The organism is Methylobacterium sp. 37f (genome assembly GCF_023093475.1).
Classification (GTDB): Bacteria; Pseudomonadota; Alphaproteobacteria; order Rhizobiales; family Beijerinckiaceae; genus Methylobacterium.
Genome location: NZ_JAGHKN010000113.1, coordinates 1 through 479 on the forward strand (window position 1 = coordinate 1; position 479 = coordinate 479).

At 68.1% G+C, this 479-nt stretch carries 1 protein-coding gene; it reads right to left on the reverse strand.

Going from position 1 to position 479, the window contains the following annotated elements; translation table 11 throughout:
• Positions 1–479, reverse strand: a 479-nt coding sequence (locus tag J7U37_RS24875; protein ID WP_247637492.1) for an aminotransferase class III-fold pyridoxal phosphate-dependent enzyme, incomplete at both ends; no start/stop codon positions are given.

Below are 479 nucleotides of genomic sequence, written 5' to 3' on the forward strand. Positions count from 1 at the left end.
CTTCTCTTCCTCGAACACCTTCAGCACGGCCAGTGCCGCGGCGCAGGCGATCGGGCTGCCGGCATAGGTGCCGCCCAGGCCGCCGGGCGCGATGGCGTCCATGATCTCGGCCTTGCCGGCCACGCCGGAGATCGGGAAGCCGCCGCCGACCGACTTGGCGAAGGTGGTCAGGTCAGGAACGATGCCCAGTTGCTCGGTAGCGAAGAAGGTGCCGGTACGGCCGGCGCCGGTCTGCACTTCGTCGGCGATCAGCAGGATGCCGTGCTGGTCGCACAGGGCACGCAGGCGCTGCATGAAGGACTTGGAGTTGACGTAGAAGCCACCCTCGCCCTGCACCGGCTCGATGATGATCGCGGCGATGTCCTGGGGCTGGGCATCGTTCTTGAAGATGCGCTCGATGCTGGCGATGGAGTCGTCCTCGCTCACGCCGTGCAGCTCGCAGGGCGCCAGGGCGCGGAAGATGCCGCCCGGCATCAGGC